This window comes from Paenibacillus sp. J22FR21 (genome assembly GCF_056269135.1).
In genome coordinates this window covers 247475-268854 of sequence record NZ_JBWDNJ010000004.1, presented here as the reverse complement: position 1 = coordinate 268854, position 21380 = coordinate 247475, and the positions used below count along the sequence as shown (strand labels likewise).

22 protein-coding genes are annotated in these 21380 nt (G+C 50.4%); 17 read left to right on the top strand and 5 right to left on the bottom strand.

Going from position 1 to position 21380, the window contains the following annotated elements; all coding sequences use genetic code 11:
• Positions 1–79: 79 nt before the first annotated feature.
• Complete coding sequence (locus AC0YNS_RS16625) at positions 80–1285, bottom strand: MFS transporter (RefSeq protein ID WP_475782092.1); 1206 nt, start codon at positions 1283–1285, stop codon at positions 80–82.
• A 185-nt stretch (positions 1286–1470) separates the two neighbouring features.
• Here AC0YNS_RS16625 and AC0YNS_RS16620 point away from each other — a divergent pair, with 185 nt between their 5' ends.
• From AC0YNS_RS16620 to AC0YNS_RS16565, 12 genes are all read left to right on the top strand, one after another.
• Positions 1471–1926, top strand: a complete 456-nt coding sequence (locus AC0YNS_RS16620; protein ID WP_475782091.1) for a hypothetical protein — start codon at positions 1471–1473, stop codon at positions 1924–1926.
• A gap of 60 nt (positions 1927–1986) precedes the next feature.
• Complete coding sequence (locus tag AC0YNS_RS16615; protein ID WP_475782090.1) at positions 1987–3168, top strand: transglutaminase domain-containing protein; 1182 nt, start codon at positions 1987–1989, stop codon at positions 3166–3168.
• A 22-nt stretch (positions 3169–3190) separates the two neighbouring features.
• Positions 3191–5278, top strand: a complete 2088-nt coding sequence (locus AC0YNS_RS16610; RefSeq protein WP_475782089.1) for a peptidoglycan D,D-transpeptidase FtsI family protein — start codon at positions 3191–3193, stop codon at positions 5276–5278.
• Between the two features lie 431 nt (positions 5279–5709).
• Positions 5710–6462, top strand: coding sequence for a Cof-type HAD-IIB family hydrolase (locus tag AC0YNS_RS16605; RefSeq protein WP_475782088.1), 753 nt, complete (start codon positions 5710–5712; stop codon positions 6460–6462).
• A gap of 7 nt (positions 6463–6469) precedes the next feature.
• The gene (locus tag AC0YNS_RS16600; protein ID WP_475782087.1) at positions 6470–6946 is read left to right on the top strand and encodes a DUF456 domain-containing protein; all 477 of its coding nucleotides are present in this window, start codon (positions 6470–6472) and stop codon (positions 6944–6946) included.
• 19 nt (positions 6947–6965) lie between these two features.
• Entirely contained in the window at positions 6966–7688 is a 723-nt protein-coding gene (locus AC0YNS_RS16595) for a ThuA domain-containing protein (protein ID WP_475782086.1), read from the top strand.
• 21 nt (positions 7689–7709) lie between these two features.
• A complete protein-coding gene (locus AC0YNS_RS16590) occupies positions 7710–9353 on the top strand; it encodes a putative polysaccharide biosynthesis protein (protein WP_475782085.1) in 1644 nt (547 codons plus the stop codon).
• Between the two features lie 82 nt (positions 9354–9435).
• On the top strand, positions 9436–11097 hold the full coding sequence (locus AC0YNS_RS16585; RefSeq protein ID WP_475782084.1) for a copper amine oxidase N-terminal domain-containing protein: 1662 nt from the start codon (positions 9436–9438) through the stop codon (positions 11095–11097).
• 35 nt (positions 11098–11132) lie between these two features.
• A complete protein-coding gene (locus tag AC0YNS_RS16580) occupies positions 11133–11483 on the top strand; it encodes a thioredoxin family protein (RefSeq protein WP_475782083.1) in 351 nt (116 codons plus the stop codon).
• Between the two features lie 159 nt (positions 11484–11642).
• A complete protein-coding gene (locus AC0YNS_RS16575) occupies positions 11643–12569 on the top strand; it encodes a COX15/CtaA family protein (protein WP_475782082.1) in 927 nt (308 codons plus the stop codon).
• A 53-nt stretch (positions 12570–12622) separates the two neighbouring features.
• Positions 12623–13318, top strand: a complete 696-nt coding sequence (locus AC0YNS_RS16570; RefSeq protein ID WP_475782465.1) for a Cthe_2314 family HEPN domain-containing protein — start codon at positions 12623–12625, stop codon at positions 13316–13318.
• A 27-nt stretch (positions 13319–13345) separates the two neighbouring features.
• Entirely contained in the window at positions 13346–14134 is a 789-nt protein-coding gene (locus tag AC0YNS_RS16565) for an SDR family oxidoreductase (RefSeq protein ID WP_475782464.1), read from the top strand.
• A gap of 85 nt (positions 14135–14219) precedes the next feature.
• Here the strand turns inward: AC0YNS_RS16565 and AC0YNS_RS16560 are convergent, their stop codons facing one another.
• On the bottom strand, positions 14220–14465 hold the full coding sequence (locus AC0YNS_RS16560) for a NifU family protein (protein WP_090578360.1): 246 nt from the start codon (positions 14463–14465) through the stop codon (positions 14220–14222).
• Between the two features lie 90 nt (positions 14466–14555).
• On the opposite strand from AC0YNS_RS16560, the gene AC0YNS_RS16555 reads away from it, so the two are divergent.
• Positions 14556–14828, top strand: coding sequence for a YuzB family protein (locus AC0YNS_RS16555; RefSeq protein WP_090984765.1), 273 nt, complete (start codon positions 14556–14558; stop codon positions 14826–14828).
• A gap of 35 nt (positions 14829–14863) precedes the next feature.
• Here the strand turns inward: AC0YNS_RS16555 and AC0YNS_RS16550 are convergent, their stop codons facing one another.
• Together AC0YNS_RS16550 and mqnE are read right to left on the bottom strand one after the other, a co-directional pair.
• The gene (locus AC0YNS_RS16550; RefSeq protein WP_475782081.1) at positions 14864–15931 is read right to left on the bottom strand and encodes an NAD(P)/FAD-dependent oxidoreductase; all 1068 of its coding nucleotides are present in this window, start codon (positions 15929–15931) and stop codon (positions 14864–14866) included.
• Positions 15932–16091: 160 nt separating this feature from the next.
• Positions 16092–17195: an aminofutalosine synthase MqnE gene (gene mqnE, locus AC0YNS_RS16545; RefSeq protein ID WP_475782080.1), complete on the bottom strand. Its 1104-nt coding sequence runs from the start codon at positions 17193–17195 to the stop codon at positions 16092–16094.
• A gap of 284 nt (positions 17196–17479) precedes the next feature.
• On the opposite strand from mqnE, the gene trhA reads away from it, so the two are divergent.
• Both trhA and erpA read left to right on the top strand, forming a co-directional pair.
• Positions 17480–18124: a PAQR family membrane homeostasis protein TrhA gene (trhA, locus tag AC0YNS_RS16540; protein ID WP_475782079.1), complete on the top strand. Its 645-nt coding sequence runs from the start codon at positions 17480–17482 to the stop codon at positions 18122–18124.
• 99 nt (positions 18125–18223) lie between these two features.
• On the top strand, positions 18224–18586 hold the full coding sequence (gene erpA / locus AC0YNS_RS16535; RefSeq protein ID WP_475782078.1) for an iron-sulfur cluster insertion protein ErpA: 363 nt from the start codon (positions 18224–18226) through the stop codon (positions 18584–18586).
• Positions 18587–18659: 73 nt separating this feature from the next.
• On the opposite strand, the gene AC0YNS_RS16530 is transcribed toward erpA, so the two are convergent.
• The gene (locus tag AC0YNS_RS16530) at positions 18660–19604 is read right to left on the bottom strand and encodes an aldo/keto reductase (protein WP_475782077.1); all 945 of its coding nucleotides are present in this window, start codon (positions 19602–19604) and stop codon (positions 18660–18662) included.
• 510 nt (positions 19605–20114) lie between these two features.
• On the opposite strand from AC0YNS_RS16530, the gene AC0YNS_RS16525 reads away from it, so the two are divergent.
• Both AC0YNS_RS16525 and sda read left to right on the top strand, forming a co-directional pair.
• Positions 20115–20789: a YheC/YheD family protein gene (locus AC0YNS_RS16525; protein WP_475782463.1), complete on the top strand. Its 675-nt coding sequence runs from the start codon at positions 20115–20117 to the stop codon at positions 20787–20789.
• Between the two features lie 255 nt (positions 20790–21044).
• Positions 21045–21188 (top strand): sporulation histidine kinase inhibitor Sda, encoded by a 144-nt coding sequence (sda, locus tag AC0YNS_RS16520; protein WP_090982044.1) that lies wholly within the window; start codon positions 21045–21047, stop codon positions 21186–21188.
• Positions 21189–21380: the final 192 nt, after the last annotated feature.

Below are 21380 nucleotides of genomic sequence, written 5' to 3'. Positions count from 1 at the left end.
CTCTGCTTCACTGTGTAAAGCATTCTAGCCTCTTGCCACACTGTAATGTATGCCCCTGAGTGATAACAGCCCTGTGCAGTTACCCAGTTCCGGAAAAATGGGCGCTGGAGCTTGATCCACCTGCTTTGGTAGGCGAAGCATAGAAGGGGAGCACGCAAACGGCGATCATGAGGCTGAGGAAAGCAATGTAGTAAGGGGAGATAAATTCGCGTAACTGCCCCGCAAGCATCGGGCCCATGAAGGCGCCGATGGAGAAGGCGATGGATAAGATCGAGAACATCCGGCCATATCGGGTCCCGCCGCTTCGTTCGATGAGGAGCGAGGACAGTGCCGGGAAGATGACGCCTTTGGCCATGCCGACGAATAACAGCATGACCATGAAGGGAAGCGGGACACCGGCTGCAATGGCGAAATAAGTAAGTGCCAGCATGAAGGCTCCCCATAATGAGCGAAGAAACGGCGAGAGCTTGTTGAGGAACAGCATGCTGAGCGTGAACAGTGCGCCAAGGCTGACGACGGAGAACAAGAGCCCTGTTGTCATCATTCCTTCCTTCGTGGTCGACATTAGCGGCAGCTCGAAGGAAAGGATGCCTTGGGCACAGCTCATGGCAATGGGCAACGTGAAGATCAGCCATGGTATGGGAGGTGCCGGCTCCTTCGCGGCTCCCCGCATGCCAAGCGCCTCAGCATTCGCTTGCGTTGCCAGCGCTGTGGACTCCGGCGTAGTAGCTTTCAGAGGCGCTAATTCGCGGATAAAGAACATCGCGCAAGCAGCTGTCGCGATCAGAATCCAGCCGAGCACGGTGAAAGCCGTCGTGAAGCCAATCTGGGCAACGAGATAAGCGCCGACTGCAGGCGAGATTACCGATGCGACGGTATGCACAAGGCCATTGCCGGCCATGAGCTTGCGCTGCCGGATTTGGCTTGTAGCAATGCGTGCGAGCAGCGACATACAGGCCGGTGACAGAAAGGCGAGTACGAATCCGCTAATCGATCGGAGCACAAGCAGCTGCCATGGATTCGTCACCATGGCTTGCAGCAGCAGGATGCCGCCGGCAGCAGCCAGGCTGAAGACGATGAATAGCCGGCTGCCGAAACGGTCGACCCCATAACCGGCTATGAGATTGCCCGGCAGATGGGTGATGGAGTAAAGTCCCATCATCAGCCCGATAAAGGACGGTGCCGCGCCGAGCGAGACGGCAAATGGGGTCAAGATGGGATACTGGGCATGTAGATCAAAGAATGCCACAAACAGAAACAAATACAGCCAAATCGCAGTTTTCACGGGAATCCTCCTTCGGATTTGCATAAGCGCGCAGCGATATCGGTGTGGACAGTATGTTACTACTTGTACGCTTGGCCGGGCCGTGATATGTCTCACGGCGTTCAGTTGGTTTACGGTGGTAGGGTCATGGGTTATAATGTTTTGTATGTAGACTTTTTGGCAGGTATAATGGAGGAGACCAATCGATGGGCTTGGATTTTAACTATGATTTGGACACGTACGTACAATTCTTCAAGGACAAATGGCTATTTCTGGTTATAGCGCTGGTTGTGCTGTTCATCGTCGTTCGTATCGTAAAGACGGTCGTGAAATGGCTGATCGTGGTGGCTATTCTTGCAGGCGTCGTATTCTATAGCGGACATTCGCTTGAAGAATTGAAGAATCTCGGATCCGAGCTCGGTACGAAGGTTGCGGACAGCGTGAAGCAAGAGGCAATCTCAGCGATGGCCGGCGAAGCGCAGGATGCTACATTTACGACGAACAGCGACGGTACGTTTACGGTGAAAACCAAGAACTTAGAGCTGGACGGAACACCTGGTGAGAAAGAAGTGAAAGTGACCTTCCGCGGTACGCCGCTTGGCACTTGGAAGATTGATGCGACAATCCAATCCTTAATTGATCAAGCAAAGAAGAACGTCTAGTCTAGCCGAAGGCAAGTTTATGGACAAGTCTACGTTTAGGCGATGGAAGGAGGCTTCATCATGAATGCTTGGGTCGCTCCCTTATTGAAACCGGAACCGGTTGCGCTCATGGTGCTGATTATCCTGCTTGGCTCATTCATTCAAGGCATGAGAAGAGGTGCGTCGGGATCCGCGAAGCACCTTTTCTTTTTTATTTGGCAAGCGATTTCGGTCGTGATTGCGCTTGTGCTTGCCGGTAAAGGGGCTTCGCGGCTATCGCCGGTAATCCGTGATTGGCTGGAAGCCAGACACATCGTCGTGCCGCAGGAAGAGCTCAGTGCTGGGAAAGAGCTATGGTACACGGTAGTGACCAGCCTGCGTGACTTTGAGCTGCTTCGCTTCGGCGTGCTGTTTCTGATCTTGTACTCGTTCGTCCGATACTTGCTTCGGCTGCTGGAGCCGCTATGCTACATGCTCTATGATGCGCTGGTGCGGCCGGCGAACCAGGCGGATCAGGTCATTCGGCAGGGCCGGGCTTCCGCTTATGGCAAGCTCTCCGGAACTGCGAGCAGGACGACCGGGGCATTAATCGGCGCACTGCTGGGCGGAGGACGAGCCTTTCTTGTTATTGCCGTGCTGTTTGTGTATGTCACACTTGCTCCTCATGCGCTTGGAGCGGATGCCATTCGGGCGTCTGCGATTTACGCGAAGACGGCAGCGGAGCTGCTGGACCCGGTTGCAGGCGATGTGCTGAAGCGCGGACCGGTCATTACCGACGCGGTTCAGGCGGAGTTTCGCCGTGTGCTGCAGCGCAAATATGAGGTTATCGATGCAGCGGTCCCTGCCAACATTGAGGCCGCTGCGGCAGAAGTGACGAAACAATCGGATGATGACGAGGCGAAGGCGCGGGCACTCTATGATTGGATCGGATCACGTATTGCATATGACTGGGATAAAGCCAATAATTATGTAGAGCAAGGTGTTTGGAAAGAACAAACGCCAACTGAAACTTTTGATACCCGAAAAGGCGTCTGTATAGATGTGGCTAGATTGTATGCGGTGATGGCGCGTTCAGTCGGGCTTGATGTGCGTGTCGTTACGGGACTCGGCGCAACAGGCAACGGCAGTTATGGACCCCATGCTTGGAATGAGGTGCGTTTGGCAAGCAGCGGTGCTTGGATTCCGCTTGACGCAACATGGGCCTCCTCAGGCGATTGGTTTAACCCGGCTGGGTTCTCGAGCACGCATATAAGGGAAACTTGACCGTGTAGAAAGGAGATTTACAGTGGTGCAGGATGATCCGCAGAAGCGGGAGATTGTGAACCGGCGACATTTCTCGTTCCGGTTGAACTTATTCTTTTTTGCTACGTTTTTCGTATTCAGTGTACTTATTGTTCGATTAGCTATTTTGCAGTTTGTTGAAGGGCCCTCTCTGCGTGAGGAAGAAGAGAAGCGGGGCTCGAAGGATGTCCTGATCCCGCCGATTCGCGGCAATATTTATGACTCGGGCGGTGCGCCGATTGCCTATTCGACTTCGACCCAGTCGCTCCATTACAGCATAGAGCCGGGAACGAAGAAGGCAGATTCGATCGCCATGGCTCAGAAGCTGTTTGACGTGTTTCAGAAATACGGAAACCCAAAGGCTGCCGTGTCTTTAGAGCAAATTATTAAAAATATGGATCTGGACTACAAGAAAAATACGGTCACTGTCCCTAGGCGCATCAAGAGTGGTTTGACTCAGCAGGAGATTGCCTACTTCATGGAGAACCGCGACTTGTATCAAGGGATCGATATTGTAGAGGAAAGCATTCGGCATTACGATACGAGCCAGTTTGCTGTCCAATTAGTCGGCTACCTGAAGAAATTCGGCGGCGGTGCAGAGAACAATCTGTATAAGGATCGCGCCAAAACCGATGATCCTCGCCTGAAATATTTGCAGCAGGAGGATGTCGGCTACGACGGGCTGGAGTATATGTTCCAGGACGTGCTGCGGGGCAAGAACGGATTGAAGACGTATCCGGTGAACGCCGCAAGCCGAGTTATTGGACCGCCGGTCATTACGAAGCCGGATAAAGGCGATAACGTTTATCTGACTATCAATCGTAATGTTCAAGAAACAGCGGAACAAGCAATCATGGATCAGCTTCATTTTCTGCAAACGACGTCGGATCCTGATCGCCATGAGAAAAATGCGAAGACCGGCTACGCGGTAGCGATGGAGGTCAAGACCGGTAAAATCATTGCGATGGCCAGCATGCCGGATTACAATCCGAACATCTGGGAAGGCGGCACGATCAGCAAGGATGATTATGACAGCATTCAGTATGTGCTGCAGAATGGTACGATCAGCTCGGTAATCGGTCCTTATAGCGATCCGAAGGAGCAGCGTAAGCATCCATCTTCCGTCGTTTTCCTTGGTTCCACGCAGAAGCCGTTGTCTATCCTGATCGGGCTGAACGAGAAGCTTTTCACAACGACGACAACTTATACAGATACCGGCTCGTTCTTTTACGGTCGGGAAGGCTCAACCCGCCGCAGAATCGGGAATGCCAAAGGGCATGTGTACGGTGTGCTTGATCCCGCCAAAGCCATCGCGAAATCCTCCAACCCCTTCATGGCCAAGATGGTCGGGGATGCGCTTTACAGAAAAGAGCCGAAGAACGGCGTAGAGATCTGGGATTCCTACGTGAAACAATTCGGCCTTGGCGTAAATACCGAAAGCGGACTTCATAACGAGAGCAAAGGCGTTATCGGGTACTTCCACGAGAAAGAAGCTGCCAGTGTGCAGTCTGCATTAATTCTGGCTTCTTTCGGCCAGATGGGACGATATACGACGCTGCAGCTTGCCCAATATGCAGCAACGCTTGCCAGCCATGGCAAACGAATGAAGCCGCAGTTCGTGAAGGAAATCCGCGATGCGGATGGCAAGGTTGTGCAGGGCTTTCAGCCTGAGGTGCTCAATACCGTTAATTTCCCGGAGAAATATTGGGATGAGATCGAGGATGGCATGTCGAATGTTAGCGTAACTGAGTTCAACAACGCACCTTACAAGGTGCTCCGGAAAACCGGTACTTCGCAGCAGCAAGTTAGTGGAGCAACCGTTGAGAACTCCGTGTTTATCGCGTCTGCCCCTGCGGAAGACCCTGTTATTGCGGTAGCGGTTGTTATTCCGGAAGGCGGCTTTGGCGCTTATGGCGCGGCTCCTGTTGCGCGTAAGATTCTCGACGCGTATGACGATGCAATCGGGATGAACGGCGTGCCGAAGAAGCCGAAGGTTCCGGCGAAGGCACCTGTGCCACCAACGACGAACGGTACCGCCGGAACTCCGGCAGGTACGACAACGGAGAACGGCAAGACGGATACGACACAATGAGATGAGCATTTCACAGCGATACATGAGGGTTGTCCCGAAGTCAAGTTGGCTTTCGGGGCAGCCTTTTTAATGGGGAATAAGTTGCACATGAGAAACATTTTTGCATAAGATAAAACATGAAAGGATGCCATCCAATACCGCAAGGAGGGATCCATATGCGCCGTTCCAAGAAGCACGCCGCCCTTCGTCGCTTGCTGTACGCTATTTTATTTCTTACCGGTACACTTCTAGGGGTATAAGAGCAAGATGGAACACAAAAAGCACAAGATTGAATAACGCGTTTACGTGCAGGACTCACTATAATTAGAAAAGTAACGAGGCGCGATTGCCGCGGACGTTCATGGAGCAGGTTTGGATTCTGTTCAGAGTGTGCTAAAATTGGTACATTGATCGGTTGCAGTATTTGCAGTTCGCTTTATAGGGAGGGCTTCATGGGAACAATCAAGCTAGTCGCACTCGATATGGATGGAACATTGCTTAACGATCGGCAAGAGATTAGCAGTGAGAATGCGAAGTGGATTCACCGAGCGCTGGATGCCGGCGTAACCGTTTGTTTCGCGACCGGACGAGGCTTTCCGAGCGCACTGCCTTATGCAGAGCAGCTGAAGCTGGATACACCGATGATTACGGTGAACGGCGGGGAAATTTGGAAGCGTCCGCATGTGCTTCACAAGCGCACACTGATGTCGGCATCAACGTTGAAGCGTCTCCACGAGGAAGCATTAAAGTATCCGGAATGCTGGTACTGGGCTTATTCCACGATGGGGATCTACAACAAGGAACAGTGGATCGAGCCTGCCGGCGATTACGAGAATCATCATTGGCTGAAATTCGGTTATCACACCGAGGACGCGGCAACGCGCGAAGCTATTCTGAGAGAGACCTCAAGCTGGGGCGGGCTGGAGATTACGAATTCCTCGCCGTGGAATCTGGAGATGAATCCGGAAGGTGTATCCAAGGCTTCGGCCATTCGCGAGCTGTGCACGCTGCTTGGCATCGACATGTCGGAGGTTGCCGCAATGGGCGACAGCTTGAACGATATCGCGATGATCCGAGCCGTGGGTCTAGGCGTTGCGATGGGCAATGCGCAGGACGAAGTGAAGGCTGCGGCGGATGTCGTCACGGTGCATCACAATGAGGATGCGGTTGCGCGAGTGATTCAGGACTATGTGCTGAGGGGATGAGTACAGCATGGAGATAGCCGGTTGGATCTTAGTCATCATCTTGTTTGTGATTGGTATGGCCGGAGCCATTTATCCGATTCTGCCGGGTGCGCTTGCGATCTACGCGGCATTCTTCGTTTATGGCTTCTTTATCTCGTTCTCTCCGTTTGGCTTCTGGTTCTGGACGATCCAGTCACTCATCGTCATTGCGCTGTTTATCGCGGATTATGCCGTCAGTGCGTGGGGCGTCAAGAAGTATGGAGGCTCCAGGGCCTCGGTGATAGGCAGTACGATCGGATTGATTATCGGACCATTCGTCATTCCTGCCTTCGGTATCATTCTTGGACCGCTGCTTGGCGCAGTAATCGGTGAGCTGTTTGCCGGCGCGAAAGTGGACAAGGCCCTCAAAGCAGGGCTTGGTGCGGTAGTTGGGTTGTTCTCCAGCATGGTCGCCAAATTTATTATGCAAGCGGCTATGATTATTATTTTTATCATTTGGATCTAATTTGAGGAGGCAGACGAAGTTGATTAAAGTTACAGTATGGAACGAGTTTATGCATGAGAAATCCAATGAGGCCGTCATTAAGGTTTATCCGGATGGGATTCATACCGCTATTAAAGCAGGTATCGGCACGGACGGCTTCGAAGTAGCGACAGCTACATTGGAACAGCCTGAGCACGGCTTGACGGAGGAAGTGCTTGCGAATACGGACGTTCTGATCTGGTGGGGCCACATGGCTCACGATAAAGTGGAAGATGAGATCGTTGAGCGTGTACATAAACGCGTTATGAATGGCATGGGTCTGATCGTGCTTCATTCCGGTCACTTCTCTAAGATCTTCAAGAAGCTCATGGGCACAGGCTGCGACCTGAAATGGCGCGAAGCCGATGAGAAGGAGCGGATCTGGACCGTTAATCCGGCTCACCCGATCGCCGCAGGCATTCCGGAGCATTTCGAGATGGAACGCGAAGAAATGTACGGCGAGCACTTCGACATTCCACAGCCGGATGATCTCGTATTTGTCAGCTGGTTCGAAGGCGGCGAAGTATTCCGCAGCGGCTGCACTTGGCACCGCGGTCAAGGCAAAGTGTTCTACTTCCGCCCCGGTCACGAGACTTACCCGACTTATTACAACGAAACGATCCTTCAAGTAATTAAGAACGGTATCCGCTGGGCGGCTCCATCCAATGCGGCAGCACCGGTTCGGGGTCACCATCAACCGCTTGAAGTTATCAAAGCGAAATAAAGTTAGTGGTCAGGAGAACCAATGGTTAAAAAGGATTCTTTAATCAAAGGCACTATCATACTCGCAGCGGCAGCGCTGGTCGCCCGGTTTCTCGGGATCTTCCAGCGCATTCCGCTGGACTATATGACAGACAGCAACGGCGGCGGTTATTTTACCGTCGCTAATAATATTTATTTAATGCTTCTTATCGTAGCAACCGGAGGCATCCCAAGCGCAATCAGCAAAATGGTCTCTGAGCGGTATGCACAGGGCCGTCCGGATGAAGCGAAGCGGATTTACAAAGCGGCGCTCATATTCGGTTCAATTACCGGCGTGGTCATCACGATTCTGCTGCTTGTATTTGCTCCATTCTATGCGACGCATATCGCCGAGAACCCCGGCGCTGATTTGGCCGTGCGGGCCATTGCGCCTGCGCTGCTGTTCTTCCCGATCATTGCGATGATGAGAGGATACTTCCAAGGTCGTCAGCTTATGGCAGCCGGGGGCATCTCTCAAATCATTGAGCAAATTCTCCGTGTTATTACAGCGGTAGGCTTAGCTTATATCGTACTTGCTTGGGGCTGGGGACAGAGCTGGATTGCCGCTGCTGCGACCTTCGGGAGTGTGTTCGGGAGTGTCGGCGCTTTCTGCGTGATGCTATTCTACGCCAGGAAGCTGCGCAGACATGATGCGCTGGAGAAAGCCGGAGCTCCGGTGGCGGAGACGAAATCGGCTGCTAAGACGGGTCGTGCACCTCTGTCATTTAAGACGATTTATAAGGAAATGTTCCGAATATCAGTGCCGATCGTCATTACCTCGATGACCGTGCAATTTATTTATTTCTTTGACACGTCGCTCTTCATGAAGCTGACGCACGGGTATTACAACGCCGATGATGCGCGTCAAACGCTGGACTGGCTTGGGTTAAAGGCGCAGGCGTTGGCGGGCATTCCACCGATTCTGGCGATCGCGCTCAGTCAATCGATGATCCCGGTCATATCCGCTGCGTATTCCGTGCGTAATATGACAGAGGTAGAGCGTCAAGCCTCGCTCGTCATGCGCATAGTTGTCTTTACAGGCGTACCGGTTGCGCTCATTATGACGATTGCCGCTACGTCGATTAATGGTTTGCTCTTCGCGAATACAGGCGGTAGTTTGGCGATTGCTGCATTGACGGCCGGAACGATTTTCCAAATAACGATGATGACTAGCAATACCGTTCTAACCAGCATGAACAAGCCGCATATGCCGATGCGCCATGCTTTGATCGGTATTGTCGTAAAGGTTGTGACGAGCCTGGCTCTGGCGCCGTTCATGGGCGTTTACGGTCTGATCCTCTCATCGACGATTTGCTTTATGACGATTGCATCGCTCAATTTCCGCGCCATTCGCAAGGAAATTTCGCTGTCTATCCTCGGACGGCGTTGGGTCGGTTATGCCATTACGATCGTGGCGGCATCCGGCGCAGGCTGGCTCATCGATTATGTATGCAGACACTATATCAGCGGGATCCCGGCTAAGCTGACCTTCCTGATATCCTGTATCGCTGCAGGAGGCATCTCGTTCGGACTCTATGTCGCGCTGCTTGTGCTTCTTCGTGTCGTGAAGGCCGAAGATGTTCGGCAGTTCCCGGGGCCGCTGCGCAAGCTGCTGAACCCGCTGATGCGAGTTGCGGCGCGCTCATAAATACTGGATTGTTATTCCCACAAATTCCTCTTCATGGTAAAATGGACCTTAGTCTTTTTACCGCTGGAGAGGAGTTTTTTTATTGAAAAAGTGGCCCAGGTTGTGGAGAAATTCATGCTTACTGTTATTATCGATTCTAATATTGATTATGGCCGGATGTCAGGCACTCGGCGGCGTAGATTTCAATGCGATGCTGAAGCAGTCGCTGAAGGTTACCTCGTATGAAGGCAGCCAGTCGGTGGAATTCAAGCTGCTGTTGAAGGAAAATGCGCTTGTTGATGCTACAGATGAAGAGAAAGCAGTGCTCGATTTGATATCATCGGTCAAGCTTCAGCTTGACCATGTGATGGTCGCGCAAGCCGGTGCCATGTCCGTTACGGGCAAGCTGTCGCTTGGCGAGAAATCCATTGCGTTTAACGCTCAGATGGATGACAAGCTGACTGTGATTGACCTTGAAGGGGCGAAACGCCCGATCGTCATACATATGGCTAGTCTGACAGGTTCGGAGGAAGAAGGCGGATCAGGGCTTGACGATGCCACAGAAGCTAAGCTGACGGAAACCGTCAAGCAGATGATGGATGTCGCAGGCGACTATACGATTCATAATCTGCCGAATCCGAAGCACTTGTCCGTTAATGTCGGGCAAGAGCAAGTAGCCGACGAAACCGTAAACGGGATGAAAGTTCATGCGGAGCTGACAGGCATCGAGCTGTGGGATTGGGCGAAATCTTACGTAGAAGCGCTTCTTAGCGATAAGGCTGGGCTGAAAGACATGCTCACCCAATTGCTTGAGCTGGTTCAAAGTCAGAGTGATGCCTTGAAATCTACCGGTGCAGAGAGCATATTCGGTTCGCTGCCTGAAGAAGAGATCGATGGGGAGAGCGTAGAGGAAGCGACCGACAGCGTTGTGGAAATGCTAACGGAGCTGAAGGATGGAATGGCTCAAACCGAGCTGGAAGATCAAGAGCAGCTTAATCAGATTTTAACCAAAGATACGTATGTGAAAGGCGAGCTGTTTATCGACAGCAAGCTTGATATACGCAAGTCGGTAATCGAGGCATCGATTAAACCGAATCTGGCCGCGTTAGATGCTTTGGCTGCTGAAGCAGACGAGGCTGCAGAAGCAACGGTTGGTGAGGAAGAATTCGATGAGGTTCATATAGGAATAGGTGAGCTGGAAGACGCCTCTCCGATTGAAGGCATCTGGCTCAAAGTGACGACCGATCGCTGGAATGTGAACGGCAGCGTGACGCCGGATCAGCCGGTAGCGCCACGTCTTGCGATCGATGGCGAGCAATTGATGGAGATGGAGGGCTATGAAGTTCTTCGCACACTCGAGCCGGATTCCGTCTTATACAGCTTGCTACGAGAACAAGCGCACATTAGCAAACAAGCGATTACGATGTATGCCGCATACAGTGCAACTCCGCCGATTATAACGCCTGACGGCATAACGCTGATTCCGCTTCGCCGAACCGTTAACGGCTTCCATGCAACTATTCGGAAGGAAGCAGGCACACTAGTCGTATACGATGATGCGACCGGTTCTACGCTGGGGATGAGAACAGGCAGCAATAGTGTTAAACTAAACGGAAAGACCGTGACATGGAGCTTCCCGCCTACGGTCATCAACGGTGTCACTTATGTACCAGCACGCGATTTCGTGAAGGCGTTCGGCGGAACGCTGCAATGGAATACAGACGATTTCGAGGATGACTATCTGGTCATTTCACGCGAACCCTAACAAGGCTTCAACATTGAAAGGAGTACAACATTATCATGCAGATGATTACAACTGAACAAGCATTCCGAGATGCGGTCAACCGCGAGGATCTCGTAACGGTAGCGGTTTTCAAGACTACCTGGTGCAAGGATTGCCATTATATCGAGCCATTCATGCCTGATATCGAAAGCAGCTATGGAGACCGCATTCAGTTTCTGCAGATTGATCGCGACGATTTGCCGGATCTATGCAGTGAGCTGAACATTCTTGGCATTCCAAGCTTTATCGCGTTCAAGAAAGGGCAGGAGCTCGTTCGTTTCGTCAGCAAGCTGCGCAAGTCACGGGAGGAAATTGAGCAGTTTCTGGATCGGGCCGTACAAGTGGCGGAAGCACTTCCGAGTTCATAACGTAAACCCGGGTAAGGGAAGCCCGCAATGTGTCCGAATTGGCGCAGAGCGGGCTTTTCTATCTCGGAGTGAGGGCAGGCTGTGTTCACAGTTTGAACATGGTATTTGCCAACATAGTTCGTTATAATTGAGGTGATTCTTTCTGGAAGTTAGGTGGACATGTTGAATTCTAACCGATATCGTGCGCTTGCGATTGTAACGTGCATAGGGATGTTTTTGGTGTTGATTGCCGGTGCGCTTGTGACGAATACAGACTCCGGTCGCGGTTGTGGAACCGATTGGCCGCTATGTAACGGCAAATTTATACCGGCGTATACGCTGGAATCGTTAATCGAGTATTCGCACCGTTTGATTAGCGGAGGCATCGGCCTGCTTGTGCTTGCGACATTTATTGCAACGCTGAAGTGGTACCGCTCTTTCAAAGAGCCGATTATTTACGCGTCAGGCTCAGGCTTCTTCACCTTATTGCAGGCTTTGCTCGGCGCTGCTGCGGTTGTATGGCCGACAACACCTGCCGTTCTCGCCCTTCACTTTGGGTTCTCTATTATGGCCTTCATGTTTACGCTGCTGCTTCTCTTATGGACCGGTAGGATGAAGAGAGGCGAGCTAACGGACAAGCCTGCTGCTCGTGTACCTCAATCCGTGTTTTACATGTCATTAGCTATTCTGATCTATAGCTATTTCGTTATTTACTTGGGTGCCTTTATCCGGCACACCGATTCAGCGGGCGGATGCATCGGCTGGCCGCTGTGCAACGGCGACCTTATTCCCGATATGGAAGGCGCCACAAGTTACGTCTTCATTCACCGAGTTGCTGCCGCCGTACTGTTCATTCTGATTACCTGGTTAATGATGCATGTGAAGCGCGTAGCGAGCGGAAATCAAGCGCTTCGCAGTACGATATTTCTCGTTTTCGTGCTTGTCGTCAGCCAAGTTCTGAGCGGAGCACTGCTTACGAAGACGATCGGCAATGAGGATTGGTTTGTTTTCACAAGTATATTGCACAATATCATCATCTCCATCCTGTTCGGGATTCTGTGCGACTTTATGATTCGAGCATGGAAGTGGCGCGAAGGACGAGGTTAATGCATTTCTAAGAAGACAACTTGTAACTTCAGGAGGACTGCCTAGTGCTTAGAATGCTGTTTGGTGAACCGCCGCGTGTCTCGGATGGCAAACTGCTTGAAACTTTGCAAGCGATGGAGCAGTACGCTGCTGCGCTTCATAAGTTAATCGAGCAGAGTCATGATGAGAATCACAAGCTTCGCAAATACGAAATTTACACACTTGGTCTTATTTCCTCGCTGGATGAGCTTGAGCAAAGTCAATATGCGGCGCGCAAATTCAGCGGCATGATTACGTCGGCTTCCTATTCGGTTATGTCTCCTGAAGAACAGTTGAATTATCACCGCTACGTGTACTTTGACAAGAATGCCTTCATCCGGCTGTTCTCGCTGCTTGATAAACTGGGTACGCTGATGAACGACTATCTTGGTTTACAAACAGAGCGGGTTAAGCCGCATTTCTCGTATTTCACCGTGCTGCGTACGATGGTGCAGCGGAAGGCATATTCAGAGCTGGCGCTGCCTCTATTCGAGCTCAAGGAGCTTGGTAAACCGACGATGAACCGAATCCGCAAACGGCGGAATACGGAGATCCATTTTATGAATTCGGAAATGCAGGACGATCTCAGACAAAGCCATGATTCATATTCAGAGCAGCATCAACTGGAGAATATTTCGCAGCAAATGAGCGATCTGGATGAAATGATGGATATGGTGCTGGACACATTGAAGCTAACCTTTCACCATGCTTATCGCCAGATGAGAAAATGATCTGAACTTGGGAGGGTGCCCATGGAGCTGGAAGGACGAACGGCTTTAATTACAGGCAGTGCGAAGGGTTTAGGCAAAATGACAGCGATGTCACTGGCTCAAATGGGCTGCGACATCGTACTGAACTATAAATCAAGCGAGCAGGAGGCGCTCTTGCTCGCTGAGGAAATTATCCGGCAATTCGGCGTTCGCGCAACAGCAATAGGCGCTGACATCGCCGTTCAAGGCGATGTAGCTCGTCTGGCCGCAGAGGCGCAGGCATGGTCGCAAACGGGCAGCATTGATATTCTGATCAATAACGCCGGCCCATTCATTCGCGAACGGCGGTTATTCGCGGATTATTCCGCAGAAGAAGTGATCGGCTTGGTAAACGGCAATTTGCTTGGCGTTATGCTGCTCGACCACCATTTGCTCGCAGGGATGCGCAATCGGCAGTGGGGACGTATTATCCACTTCGGCTTCGGTCATGCCGGAGAAGGCCGTGCATGGCCTCACAGAGCCGTCTATGCTTCTGCCAAGACGGGACTCGTATCCTTCACGAAGACGCTGGCTGTCGAAGAGGCAGGCAACGGCATTACGGTTCACATGGTTTGCCCTGGCGATATTCGCGGCGTGAACAAGGAGCGGACTATCGCGGAGGTTTCCGGTGAGCAAGATGACGAATCGCCGAGAGGGCGTCCCGGAAGCGGGGAGGATGTCGCCCGTGTCATTACGTTCCTATGCTTACCGCAATCGGATTATTTGACAGGAAACATCGTCGATGTAACCGGAGGTTTCGATCCGATTAAGACCTCCATTAAAACGTCATCCAACTAAACAAAAGAGTCTTGCCGTATCCGCCTTAGAGGCTGGATAACGGCAAGACTCTTTATTGTAAATAATGGGTGAAGAGGTTAAGAGATTAGAATACTTGCATAACCTCTTGTACGCCTTCGACTTCTTCAAGCAGAGCGCGTTCGATCCCTGCTTTAAGCGTAATTGTCGAGCTTGGGCAGCTGCCGCAAGCACCCACCAAACGAAGTTTCACAATGCCGTCCTCTACGTCGACGAGTTCAACGTCGCCGCCGTCGCGCTGCAAGAACGGGCGCAGCTTGTCAAGAACATCCAAAACTTCATCGTACATTGTGCTTTGTGCATTTTCACTCATTGCAATCCACTCCTTTCTCCCCTATTATAGTACAAAGCAGAGCAATTGAAAATGGATATCAACCACTCAAGTGTAGGTGAATAAATAAAAATGTTAAAAACTATGATAGAATTTTGTGCTAGCAATATGCACCACGGCACCGACCGTCTCATGAAGAAGCTAGAGGAAAATCCGGATTATGATGTGATCGAGTACGGCTGCCTGGGCAATTGCGGTGAATGCTATTTGGCTCCATTTGGTCTCGTGAATGGCGAGATCATCGCCGGCGAAACCATTGAAGAGTTGGAAGAACTAATGATGAAGGCCATTGTGAAGCAGCAGGCTGACCGTGAAGCATTAGATCGGCTGATCGATGATATGTAACCCATACTACCAGTTAGGTTCCATATCTTACTAGTTTAGCCGAAATGATGCTTCGACATCCATAAGACACCGCTCTTGAGAACACGTGGCACGCGGCCCATTAGAGGGGTACGGCCCATGAGTCCGAAGCCGGCTTTTTTACCAAGTGAACCGAGAACGCCTTTGAGCTTGATTTTGCCAAGTTTAGGTGTTTTGCCGCTCCATGTCGCTTGCATGACTTCCGCAACTTGTTTGCCTTGCCCTTCTGCAGCCTGGGCGCTTGGAGAGAACGGCAGGGAGGCGCAGTCGCCGACGATGAATACATCATTGTAATCCGGCAGCTGGTGGTTCTCATTAATGATGAGACGGCCTTGTGCGTCCTTCGGCAAGTTCATACGCTGAACCAGCGCAACAGGTTGAATACCTGCAGTCCAAACCGTTACGTCAGACAGAATAGGGCTTGGATTGTTCAGGTCATACAAGCAGCCTTCTTCAAGCTTATGCAGCGAAACATGACCGCGCATTTCCACTTCATGCTCGATAAACCACGATGAAACATATTCCTGCAGCTTACCCGGAAATGCAGACAGAATGCTCGGTCCGCGATCGACAATCCGGATATTGAGGTCAGGTCGACCTTCGCGCAGCTCCGATGCTACTTCTACACCGCTCAAACCACCGCCAACAATTGTGATTTGTCCGTATGGCTTCACATCGTTTAGTGCCAAATACGTTTTACGCGATCCGGAGAACGTCTGAATGCTGTTGGAGTACAGCTCCGCACCATCAATACCATGATATTTGTCCGTACAGCCAAGTGCGACTACGAGCCACTCGTATTCAAGCGGATCTTGGCCGGCAAGCTGGATATGCTTCGCATCCAAATCGATATCCGTTACTTCGCCATAAGTTACGATTAAACGTGGATCGGAAGGGAATGCAACACGCAGATCAATATCTGCAGCCGTTCCCGCTACTAAAGAATAATACTCCGTTTTCAACCCTTGAAACGGCATACGGTCAATAAGGACGACGATTGTGTCGTCTGGCAGTTCGCCCTCCAGCAAGGAATGGGCGACTGTAAGTCCTCCATAACCGCCGCCAAGAATGACAAAACGCTTCATTGTAATCCCAACTTTCTTTGTGTGCAATAAAAATCTTCTGCATTTCGTTAGTTATGCGGCGCCGGAAGCCGGCGTCCGCTGTTTGCTCTTACTCGTAGTATATGCCTCTGCGACCTAAGCCATCAGTGCTTGTCCTATCCAAAACGATGCCAAAACCTGCTTATTCGAAAACCTTCACTTCGTTGTAGAACGTATCGCGTTCAACCGGAATACGACCGGCCCCTTTAATGAGCCAGATCAAATCTTCGCGTGTAATGCCCTCTGGCGTAAGTGCGCCTGCTGCATGGCTGATCCGTTCTTTCACCATCGTGCCGTGTACATCGGAAGCGCCCATTGTAAGCGCAACTTGCGTGAGCTGTGTACCGATATTGATGAAATACGCTTTAATATGCTGGAAATTATCAAGCAGCAAGCGGCTGATCGCAATGGCCTTCAGATCGTCAAAGGCGGAGTTGCGGCGGCGAATGCTCGCTTTGGGGCTGATTGGCTGCATGGAAAGTGGAATGAACACTTGGAAGCCGTTCGTTTCATCCTGCAGCTCACGAATTTGAAGCATATGGTTGACGCGATCTTCGGTTTTCTCGACAGATCCGTAGAGCATGGTTGTGTGTGTGCGAAGACCAAGATTATGTGCCGTGCGATGTACCTCAAGATATTGGGAAACGTCGGCTTTGTCTACGCGCATCTTCTTGCGGTATTCGTCAGACAGAATTTCAGCGCCGCCGCCGGTTAAGCTTTGCAGGCCGGCTTTCATGAGCTCTTGAATAACTTCTCTGTAGCTTAGGCCGCTAATCCGCGAGAAAAAGTCGATTTCAGCAGCTGTGTACGCTTTGAGCGCAACATTAGGGAAGCGATCATGCAACGCTTGAAGCGAATCTACGTAGTATTGGAAAGGCACATGTGGATTATGGCCGCCGACGATATGGAATTCGCGTACATCAGGATGAATATGCTTCTCCACATACTCAATCATTTGAGCGCCGGTAAGCGTGTAAGCTCCTTCTTGACCTTCATCTTTGCGGAAGTTGCAGAACGCACAATGAGCTTCACAAACATTTGTGAAGTATAAGCTCATATTTTCGATAAAATATACTTTGCGTCCGTTCTTCTTGAGATTGACTTCGTTCGCCATTTGACCGATGGTGAGCAAATCGTCGGAACGATATAGAAATTCTCCATCTTCCCGAGTGAGACGTTCACCAGCACGAACCTTCTCGACAATAGCTTGCATTCGTGTAGCATCTGTAGGTATTACGACATTCATAAGAGTATCCTCCCAGTCCGCCGGGCACTCATTTCCAGGTCCGGTGTATAATGTATAAATTTAAAAAAAACAACATTGTGAAAAAAATTACTTACCCATACTCCAAAAACCCCACGCAAATAACTTCCCTTATTATAAACCTCATCATCAAGAGCGGCAACTATTAAGTCATGCCAGAGGACCTAATGGATGGAAGAAGCAGGGGGCAGCTTCCTTTCGATGCCGTGAAATTTAGGTTACAATAGGTAACAGAGGAACAAATCAATAAGAAAGAGGTGGACTTCATGGCGAATACATATACGTATTCTCGCAGGGAAGAAGTAGCCAACGCGATCACTCATGGCTTAGGTGCTGTATTAAGTGTTGCTGCGCTGGCACTGCTAATCGTGTTTGCTGCAATTAAAGGAAATGCTTCGCATGTGGTGAGCTTTACGATTTACGGCTCCATGATGCTGCTGTTGTATATTTCGTCTACACTCGTCCACAGCTTTCCGGAAGGGAAAGCGAAGAACGTTTTTGAAATTATGGATCATTCCTGCATTTATTTGTTCATAGCCGGAACCTATACGCCGATTGTGCTTCATATTGTGCAAGGGGCAGCAGGATGGACACTGTTTGGCATCGTATGGGGACTCGCATTGTGCGGTGTGGTGTTTAAAGCATTCTACGCCTCCAAGTTTCTCTTCACGTCCACGCTGCTTTATATCGGAATGGGCTGGATCATCGTATTTGCTTGGGGACCGCTTAAAGCACATCTGGCTCCTGGCGGATTGCAGCTTCTGATTATCGGCGGTGTGCTGTATACGGTTGGTACTTTGTTCTATGTTTGGCGTAGCTTTAAGTATCATCATGCCGTATGGCATCTATTTGTACTAGGCGGCTCAGTGCTGCATTTCTTCGCGATTCTGCTGTATGTGCTGCCTGCGTAACCACTACAATTGGGTTGTCCGTGTATTGAGTCCTACTGCAATGTGGAGTATACTATAAAATATATAGTGAGTTTATTGCGATAATACAGGAGGGATACCATGATTAATATAAGCGAGACTGCAAACGAGAAAATCAAGGAAATGCTGGAGGCTGAAGAGTCGCCTGAGTTGTTCCTGCGCATTGGCGTGAAGGAAGGCGGCTGCAGCGGATTCTCATACGGCATGGGCTTCGATGACGAGCTTAACGATACAGACAAAACGATGGAGTTCAGCGGGTTGAAGGTTGTCGTTGACGGCGACAGCATGAAATACCTGAACGGCCTTGAAATTGACTATAAAGAATCCGCAATGGGCGGAGGCTTTACGATCAACAACCCGAACGCATCTGCAACATGCGGCTGCGGTTCGTCATTCAGAACGGCATCGGATGCGGGCAAACCTGCAGAAGCCGGCGAATGCTAATCGTTTGAAAGTAAGAAACCTCCCGGGGATTGAATGGGAGGTTTCTTTGTGTCTGCATTCGCAATATTAAACATTACCCAACCGCAATAGCCCGAATTTCCGCCATGACTGCGTCATCAAGCACCACATCGATCGCCGGCAGAACACCGAGAATATGGCTCGGCTTGCGTACGCCGACCAGAGCGCTTGTCAGAGCAGGGTGCGCAAGATCATATGCGACTGCAAGCTGCGGCAGTGTAATCTCATAGCGAGCAGCGATTAGTTTAAGCTTCTCGGCTCTGTCGACATTGCTGCGGAGGCCTTCGCCTGTATGCGCTTTGTTGCGTGAACGCCAATCATCTTCGCCGAATTTGGTGTCATACGTATAGTTGCCCGACAGCAAACCGGAAGTCAGGGGGCTGTAAGCGACAACGCCGATGCCGTTAGCCAAACAGAATGGAAGCAGCTCTTGCTCGGCTGCCGGACGCAAGATTGAATAGGGAGGCTGAAGCGAATCTACGTGTCTCACTGCGAGTGAACGTTCTAACTGTTCGACATTGTAGTTGCTGACGCCAACGTATCTGACTTTGCCGTCTTGAACAAGCTTGTCCATCGCACGCATCGTCTCTTCCGCTGATACTTCGCTATCCGGCCAGTGCATCTGATACAGATCAATATAGTCTGTACCGAGCCGCTTCAGAGAAGCTTCCGCTTCACGGATGACGGAATCGTAAGCACCGCTCTTGGTGATCGTTCCGGCATTATCCCAGACTAAGCCGCATTTTGTCGCGATTATGACCTTATCCCGATCGCCGCGAAGCGCTTCTCCGATTACGACCTCCGAGTGTCCAAGCCCATAAACGGCTGCTGTATCATAGAAATTAATGCCTGCGTCAAGTGCTGTACGGATGCTGTCCACGGATTGAGCATCATCTTGATTGCCCCAAGCACTCGCCCAGCCGGCGCCTCCGATTGCCCATGAGCCAAAGCCGATTATAGAGATCTCAGGACCATTCTTGCCTAACTTACGATACTTCATCGTGGATTCACTCCTTCGTTTGGGTTACTTTCCCATTATAATAAACCGGAAAGCAAGAAGAAAGAAATCTGCACGAGATTGAGCATCAGTTAAGTGATTTTGAAGAAGCGGGAAAACACCTAAGTCCGCTTATGAAGGTGACCTTTTGTCTGATTGTGACGTCGAATTAAGGTTCAACTCGGACGTCTTGGCACCGCATTTACATTCTGGCTTCCTATCTTTTATGAGTAAGCAGCTAGAAGAAGAGTCCTAAACTAATATCATATTAAGTCCCGATTCTAACCTGTCAAACACCCGGTAAGACGTGCATAAAGCGCCCATACCGGGTGTTTTGCGTGCGGCAAATGTCTCCCGTTTCATTGCCCGGGCAATACTGGGCATGATTTCTGCTCTATCAGCCTATTAAATAAGGCGAGTTTACCCTAACAATCATCCAAGAGATAGATGTCTGCGAGGCATATGCTGTCAACTATAGAACAGATATCAAAGAAAGGATGGGATTACGGAATGATGATATCGGAACAAGGCAGACAGTTGGCGAGCAAATGGGCGAAAACGGAGGCATTATTGTCGCACAGTCGTATAGCCCCTCATATTCCTCCAACACGCATGTTCTCGAGGATGAATTTAAACAGCATGCTGCAGTCGCATGGAATGGTCGTAATAAAGCCGGTATGCGGAGCAGGCGGCAACGGCGTCATTAAAGTGTCCAAAGAATCGGGTACCTACAAGTATACCTATTACTCCAAAACAAGCCGATTCAGCACGTTTGACGGCATGTATCAGTCTCTGCTTTCGAAGAAGAGCTCTCGTCGCTATTTGATTCAGAAAGGAATTCGTTTGGCTACAATTAGCGGCAGACCTATCGATTACCGTGTGAAATACGTGAAGCAGGCGAGCGGGCAATGGGCGATTACGGCGATCGTAGGTCGCTTGGCTAAACCGGGCTTATTCGTCACCAATATTTGCCGAGGCGGTACACTTCTCAGCGGTTCCGAGGGCATCAGAAGATCGTTCTCGAGCGGTGCGGTTGGTTCCAAGAAGCGTGAAATGCGGCTGCTTACTCAGCTTTCCACTGAAGTGCTTGAGGGGCGGTTCCCGGGGATTGGGCAGTTAGGCTTTGATTATGGCATCGACATGAACGGGAAAATATGGATTTTCGAAGTGAATACGAGGCCTCAATAGTAGTTAACCGGATTTAATATAATAGATTAATAGGTTGATAGAGTGTCATTAAACTTTTTTATCAAAAGTGGTTTTTGTCAGGCTGTGTATAACCGTATCCACAATATCCTCATTGGTATTTCCTCATTTTTCGACGATTACCCACATCTTACCAACATGCTGTCCACAAGTGTATGTGGATAAGAGGAACGCTTGTTCCTTCCTATTTGGACATGCTAAGATGAATTTGGATAAAAGAGGGAAGGAGTGGAGGATATGGATCAGCTGTCAGACGACCTTTTGCTCGATGCCTATGACGCAGCACATAAGTTCGAATTGGATCCGGAGTTTATTCTATTACTGCGAGCGGAGCTGAAACGCAGACAACTTAATCCGGAAAATTACCGCAATACTGCCTAGAACTCGTCCCCGTATCAGTGCCACTTAGAAACAAACACTTCAAACGTCTTTACACAGTTTGAGCAATATACGATATGTCCACAGCTCTGTTCTGATTGTGACCATGAAGGAAGCGTCTCGTTATTTGTATACGTGTCAGGCTGATAAGGAGCATAAGGACCGGCAAAGTCTTCAAGCCGTCCGTAATCATCA